The sequence below is a fragment of the Cupriavidus phytohabitans genome, from assembly GCF_017815025.1.
Lineage (GTDB): Bacteria > Pseudomonadota > Gammaproteobacteria > Burkholderiales > Burkholderiaceae > Cupriavidus.
On sequence record NZ_JAGIQB010000113.1, the window covers coordinates 1 to 6,504 of the forward strand.

Genomic DNA, 6,504 nt, shown 5'->3' on the forward strand with positions numbered 1-6,504 from the left:
CCTGTCGGCGGCGTTCAAGAACCTGCAGGAGCAGGACGACTTCACAACGCGCTACGAAGCGCTGCTGGAACACTATGTCAAAGGGCGAGGACTCATAATGGGCTGCTGTAATCTGCTGTTGGCATGGCTATTGCTTAACCCGAGCGGTCTGCCGCTCGCTGAAAGCACGAAGAGACTGGCAACGCATTGGTATATCGGATCGTCATACCGGCGGTGTACGACCGCCAAAGTGCTCCATGCGCGCGCCATTTCTTCACATTCCGTTTCGTCGCTTGCGAAGCATAACCAAATTTTTAAGTTACTTGCTGTGCATGCAAAGACGACGTCCCTGCGGAAAGAGCCGCGCTGGTCATGTAGACGGGAAGCTCCTTTCGCCCCGGGAGTACAGCGAAGCTGCCGTTAGACTTGCGCGCACCTACTGGTGATCAAAGCTTCCATCGGCGCTTTATACAAGACGGCGCCCGAACGTAGGGCACGAATACGCGCCGCTAGAGTTTACCCCCGCCCCCGTTACTATCTTCATGCCCCGACAATGGGGGCTTTGGCCAGCCAGGCCCGGCATGATTCCCGCCCCCAGTCGTCCATGATCCGGGGGGTGTTGTCACCGGGTCTGGTGGGTGGCTGGTGATCGCTAATAGGGGCTCGGCCAAGGTGTTCTTAAGGCCGTCCGTAACGTGGATGCCGAGACTTGCCACCGTTGTTGCAGGCCAACCCGCTTAATCTGCATAAACTTCGATGCAAGAAAACCAACAACACGACTCCGTCGATGTCTTCGTCGGCGTTGATGTAGGCAAAGGCCAGCATCACGCTGTAGCATTCGATCGGACCGGGAAGCGCCTGTACAACAAAGCGCTACCCAACGATGAGGCCAAACTGCGCGCCCTCATCACCGACCTCAAGGCACACGGCCAACTCTTGTTCGTCGTTGATCAACCCGCCACCATTGGCGCGCTACCGGTTGCGGTCGCCCGCGATGAAGGCGTCCTGGTCGCCTATCTGCCGGGTCTGGCCATGCGCCGCATCGCCGATCTGCACGCGGGTGAAGCCAAAACCGATGCCCGAGATGCCGCGATCATCGCCGAGGCCGCGCGATCAATGCCGCATACGCTGCGCTCGCTGCGACTCGCTGACGAGCCACTCGCCGAACTCACCATGCTGTGCGGCTTTGATGACGATTTGGCTGCCCAAATCACCCAAACCAGTAACCGAATCCGCGGCCTGCTCACCCAGATCCACCCCGCCTTGGAACCGGTTCTGGGGCCTCGCCTGGACCATCCGGCCGTGCTCGATCTACTTGAGCGCTACCCGTCGCCCGCCGAGCTTGCAGCAACCAGCGAGAAGACGCTCGCCAATCGTCTGACCAAGCTCGCCCCGCGTATGGGCAAAAGCCTTGCGTCCGAAATCGTTCAGGCGCTCGGTGAACAGGCTGTCGTCGTACCCGGCACGCAAGCAGCCACCATCGTCATGCCGCGCCTGGCCCAGCAGCTCGCTGCCTTACGCAAACAACGCGATGAGGTCGCCAGCGAAGTCGAACGGTTGGTACATGCACACCCTCTTTGGCCGGTCCTGACCAGCATGCCGGGAGTCGGCGTCAGGACCGCTGCCAGGCTCCTGACTGAGGTCGCGCACAAAGCCTTCGCTTCGGCCGCGCACCTTGCCGCTTACGCCGGTCTCGCGCCGGTCACTCGTCGCTCAGGTTCGTCCATCCGCGGCGAACATCCATCCAGGCGGGGCAACAAGGTACTCAAGAGAGCGCTGTTCCTCTCAGCCTTTGCCGCCTTGCGAGATCCGGTCTCAAGGAACTACTACGCTCGCAAGGTCCAGCAAGGAAAGCGCCACAATCAGGCGCTCATCGCCCTGGCCAGAAGACGCTGTGATGTGCTGTTCGCCATGCTGCGCGACGGCACCTTCTACCAGCCGAAATCCGCCCCTTAATGCTTGACGAAACACATAGGGGCACCCCCCGCGTGGCGAGGGGATGGCCTCTATCGATGTATCCCATATCCGAACACCAGGGATATGGCGTACTATGTTCCTTCCGCACCTAGCAACGGATGTCGGTGTTGATAATAGGGTTTTGAAAGACCAAGTATCGACAGTGATCGCAGTGCTGTTGCGGGCGCGTCAATTTATAGCCCCCAATCCCTGTCAAGCATGATTCGAGTTCTTATTGCTGAAGACCACGCTATCGTCCGCAGTGGTCTAAAGCAAATTGTGGCGACAACGACAGATATCGTCGTCTCAGGCGAGGCCGCGGACGGCGCCGCTGCGTTGGAGCAATTACGCACCGGAGAGTTCAACCTTCTCCTCTTGGACATGACTATGCCCGGTATCAGTGGCATCGACTTGATTCGGAGGGTTCGTCTCGAATGGCCGAGTCTCGTCATCCTGGTTCTCAGCATGCATAACGAAGCACAAGTCGCGTCAAGGGCCTTACGTGCCGGAGCATCCGGATATGTGACAAAGGATAGTGACCCGGAGATCCTCCTTGGGGCAATACGCAAGCTTGCCGCAGGGGGCAAGTTCATCGATCCGGCGTTGGTTGACGCCATGGTGTTTCACCAGAGGGGCACTGACGCGCCAGCACATGAAGTGCTGTCTGATCGGGAATTCCAAGTGTTGCAGCGGCTTGCCACAGGGCAAACCGTCAACGAGATCGCCGAGTCACTATCGCTAAGCGCCAAGACGATCAGCACCCACAAGATGCGGCTGATGCAAAAGCTGGGTCTTCAGAACAATGCCGAACTTATTCGCTATGCAATTCGACATGGATTCACGCAGGAATGAGGTCTCTAAGACTTTCTGGCGAATCATCTCGGATTCTCGATTAATGGGATTGAGGTTTTTCAAAGGTTTCCAGAAGTCGCAGTCTTATTAGGGTACCACGATCTGGCTTGCTGTGAACTTCTAGCTGCGCGCGAATTAGGCGAGCGCGTTCCGCCATACCGTGTAATCCATATGAATATCCGGCGCGCGCAGAAACAACGTTGAATCCCTGCCCGTTGTCCCTGATGGTCACTTCGATACCGGCCTCTGTATTGGCAAGTGTGACATCGACTTGGGAAGCTTTGGCGTGGCGGGCTACATTGGTAAGTGATTCTTGAACGATACGAAAAATTGCCGTCGCACGAGGGTCGGGAAGATTTGGTTCAGGGTGAGTGGATTGGAATCGACACGGAATCTTGGTGTGGCGGCTAAAGTCTGCAGCGAGCCATTCCAATGCGGACGCGAGACCATAGTTCAATGCCGTGGGTCGCAGGTGACTCACCACATTTCGCACAATGCGAATGGTCTGTTCAATCAATTCGCGCATCTCTTCAGCCTTCTGAATCACGGCAGATCCCGTCGGCAATTGCATGCTTAATAAGGAGAGGTCCATTTTGAGGGCTGTTAAAAGCTGCCCTAGTTCATCGTGGATTTCCATGGCTATGCACTTCCTTTCCTCCTCCCGAATCGCTTCCTGATGCGCATGCAATTGTTGGAGACGCTCCCGGGATGCTAGCAATTCGAGTTCGGTCCATTTCCGCTCACTCACCTCTAACTCCAGCCTATCGCGCTGCAATTGCAAATCTTCTAAGGCATGCTTGCGGGCGGTCACATCGGTGAGCAATCCTTCGAGATAACGAAGGCTGCCATCGTTTCCCATTAGGCCGCGTGCATTCAATTGGACCCATATAGGTGTTCCATCAAGTCGACTCAACCGAAGTTCGAGGCCGCGAATTTCGCCATCGGCGTTCAAGGTCTTGAACAAAGTTGCAGTTAGGCTGAGAGAAAAGGGGCTTTTTGGTCGACCATCGCTTTCTGCAGACACGGTCAAATCGCACGCGTTGTCATAGCCAAGCAGTTGAGCCATCGCGGGATTGGCTTCGGCAAGATTTCCAGCTTGATCGAGGAGAAATATACCCTCGACAGCATTCTCTACGATGCTACGGTACTTTCTCTCGCTTTCTTGAAGAAGCAGTGTCGATGTCCGAAGCTGATCGGCCATGAAATTGATTCGCACGGCGAGACGCCCGAGCTCGTCGTCAGATTTCACCTCGCATCTCGCATCAAGGTCTCCACCGGCAATCCTATCGACCATCTTTTCGAGGCGATTGACGGGGCTGCGGACCATGCGCTTCAGGAGGAGGAAGCTAGCAGCGTAAAGCACTGCTAGCAGCGCTGCCATAATCGCAAAGATGGCCTGCCGGGCGCGGTTGATTGCCTCCTGAGCGACAGCCTTGGTTAGTACGACTCGAATTTCCCCGATTTTCTCTTTCGGTGCGTTTCCGGGCGGATCATATTCAATTGCTCGTATACGTACCACGCTTCCGCCTTCGTTTAAGTGACGGGAACCTTTTACAGTAGCTACCGTTCCGTAGCCTGCCGCGGTAACCGTAAATTCGGCAACTTCAGGATTGGGTGCAAGCGCGGCGAGTTGGTTTTCGATTGCGCGCAGATCAACGTTCCATAAAGGCAGAGCAAGCGATTGGCTGAAAAGGTCAGCAATTCTTGTGGCCCGGTCTCCGAGTGCGAGAAGTCGGCTGTTGCGCTCGTGTTCTACTAACATCGAAGCTGAAGTTCCGGCGACAGTCGCGACAAGCACGACAAGCGAAAGCATCAACTTGGTATGAAGATTTAGGGATCTCAGCGAAAATTTGGCACGCACACGCATCAGAGGCTTCTGGTCGTAGTTTTTAAAAGATGCTTAAGATCGAAATCATAGGAGCCTTCCCGTTGATTCAAATGCTTTGAATAGGGTCTAACGTCAAAGGCTTCGATTCGTCTAAAAACGACATCGGCAAAACGTCTGGCGTTCGTGCGCTCGATAATGCCAAGATAGTCGAGTTTCAGACGCGGCCCCCCATGTTTTGCAAAATCCTTGCCCCAGTGATAATCGTATAGCAGTACCATTGCCCAAGCACCGACAAAATAATCGCCTGCTACGATGCCCGCAAGGCCGCCATCAATCACGCTTTCAAGCGCTTCTTTCAAAGCTCCCATGCCGCCTACCAGAACATGGGCGTTGTTCAGCTTGACGGCATCAAGCGCACCCAGTGCCATAGTGTCATTGGCGGCCCACATGACATTGGCTTCGGGGTACCGTGCCAGCAGTACGCGAGCCTTTTGGTGGCTATCGGCTCGACTCCAGTCACTAAAAACCAACTGGCAGATGCGCCCATTTGCCGTTTGATTCAAGAAGGCGGCGACCCCCGCAGCCCTTTCCAGCGAGACTGGTGTATTAGGATCCCCGGTGATTCCAATAACATTAACCTCTCGTCGACCGAGTCGTTGATATAAAAACTCCATCAGGCGAAATCCGCCCAACTCGGCGTTCGCCGTTAATGTGCCGATCCAGTTCGAAATTTTCTCCCGTTCATTGCCGACGTACTGGCGCTGTTCGGACGTCAGATCGTTGTGAATAATCAATATTTTTGACGGTGAGTGAGCCAACACCTTAAGCATTTGTTGTGCGGCCATCTTCTCGTTGACAATGATTACGTAGTCTGGGGGAAAACTACGTCGGGCAACTTCCTCCGCCTGGCGCTGCATGAGTAAATGATCTCGCTCTGCGTACAGCACCTCCAGTTGCATATTAAACGTCATTGCGGCCATGCCCATAAAACTGGACACCAATTGCCAATGTTGACCGGTGCCACGTTCAGCGGATTCGCCTGGGTTGAGAAACACAACGTGGGGCCGCCGTTCGAATGCATGTGTCGAATGTGTCATCTTTACCAGCCCGGCATACGCTCCGGCGCGGAGCATCTCTCTGCGATTCATTTTCGAAATTTAGTTCTATCAAACCATCTAAGCGCTATTGGGGCGGCAGCTCGAAACGTGCTCTGAAGCGGCCGGTAGATTGTATTACCCGCCGGATTTCATTTCTATAGAGAGCGCACGTAAGAATAGTAGCGATGGTGTTGGCAGCAGCCAAAAAAATCATACGAGTAGGGCGACAGCTTCACTAGGTCAAGCCCTAAGAGGCGCACTACATGTTGATGATAATTCCAGCTTGAGAATTATGCTGGATCTTCGACCCTTCGCTTTCCAGGCCTAAATTCCACGTGCCATATCCTGCACTTTCACAAAGGGTTCGTCTACCGCAGCATGCATTCTAAGACCAGGCGAACGATCGTAAGGCGGAGAAAACCCCATGCGTAACGCATGGCGGCCCGCCCCCAAAGTCGGGGGCCTTGAGAGACGGACGCTCTTGGCAGCTAGGTGCACGGGCGGCTTAAGAGGAAAAAGTGCAACTGCTCCTCGGTAATTGCAACCAGATGTCCGAACTCCTCAGAATGCGTGAGAAGTGCTCGGCAGCACCATATAAGTCTGCTTGGTGAAGACCGCTTCGCAGGGCTTGACCATACAATTTTGACGGCAGCAACCGGCTAACGTTCACTCCTGGACTCTGCATCATGCGACAAAACTGTCGTATTTGCTCCAGACTAACAGGCTGCTGAAATACCGGCAGTGGACGTCAGCGCGACGACTTGCTGAATCGTTAATCTGAGGACTCCTTAC

At 54.9% G+C, this 6,504-nt stretch carries 5 protein-coding genes; 3 read left to right on the top strand and 2 right to left on the bottom strand.

Going from position 1 to position 6,504, the window contains the following annotated elements:
• From J8I34_RS32820 to J8I34_RS32830, 3 genes are all read left to right on the top strand, one after another.
• Positions 1 to 403 (top strand): hypothetical protein (locus J8I34_RS32820; protein ID WP_209808361.1); only part of this gene is annotated, 403 nt, incomplete at its 5' end.
• 332 nt (positions 404 to 735) lie between these two features.
• On the top strand, positions 736 to 1,935 hold the full coding sequence (locus tag J8I34_RS32825) for an IS110 family RNA-guided transposase (protein ID WP_209778115.1): 1,200 nt from the start codon (positions 736 to 738) through the stop codon (positions 1,933 to 1,935).
• Positions 1,936 to 2,154: 219 nt separating this feature from the next.
• A complete protein-coding gene (locus J8I34_RS32830) occupies positions 2,155 to 2,787 on the top strand; it encodes a response regulator (protein ID WP_012354626.1) in 633 nt (210 codons plus the stop codon).
• Positions 2,788 to 2,827: 40 nt separating this feature from the next.
• Here J8I34_RS32830 and J8I34_RS32835 read toward each other — a convergent pair whose 3' ends face one another.
• Together J8I34_RS32835 and J8I34_RS32840 are read right to left on the bottom strand one after the other, a co-directional pair.
• Positions 2,828 to 4,654 (bottom strand): sensor histidine kinase, encoded by a 1,827-nt coding sequence (locus J8I34_RS32835; protein WP_209778118.1) that lies wholly within the window; start codon positions 4,652 to 4,654, stop codon positions 2,828 to 2,830.
• A complete protein-coding gene (locus J8I34_RS32840; protein ID WP_209778121.1) occupies positions 4,654 to 5,763 on the bottom strand; it encodes an ABC transporter substrate-binding protein in 1,110 nt (369 codons plus the stop codon). Before J8I34_RS32840 ends, J8I34_RS32835 begins: the two co-directional genes overlap by 1 nt.
• Positions 5,764 to 6,504 lie beyond the last annotated feature (741 nt).

What these genes read in the sequence shown, in the direction of transcription:
- J8I34_RS32825 (WP_209778115.1), top strand. Translation starts at nt 736, where the DNA reads ATGCAAGAAAACCAACAACACGACTCCGTCGATGTCTTCGTCGGCGTT.
- J8I34_RS32830 (WP_012354626.1), top strand. Translation starts at nt 2,155, where the DNA reads ATGATTCGAGTTCTTATTGCTGAAGACCACGCTATCGTCCGCAGTGGT.
- J8I34_RS32840 (WP_209778121.1), bottom strand. Translation starts at nt 5,763, where the DNA reads ATGAATCGCAGAGAGATGCTCCGCGCCGGAGCGTATGCCGGGCTGGTA.
- J8I34_RS32835 (WP_209778118.1), bottom strand. Translation starts at nt 4,654, where the DNA reads ATGCGTGTGCGTGCCAAATTTTCGCTGAGATCCCTAAATCTTCATACC.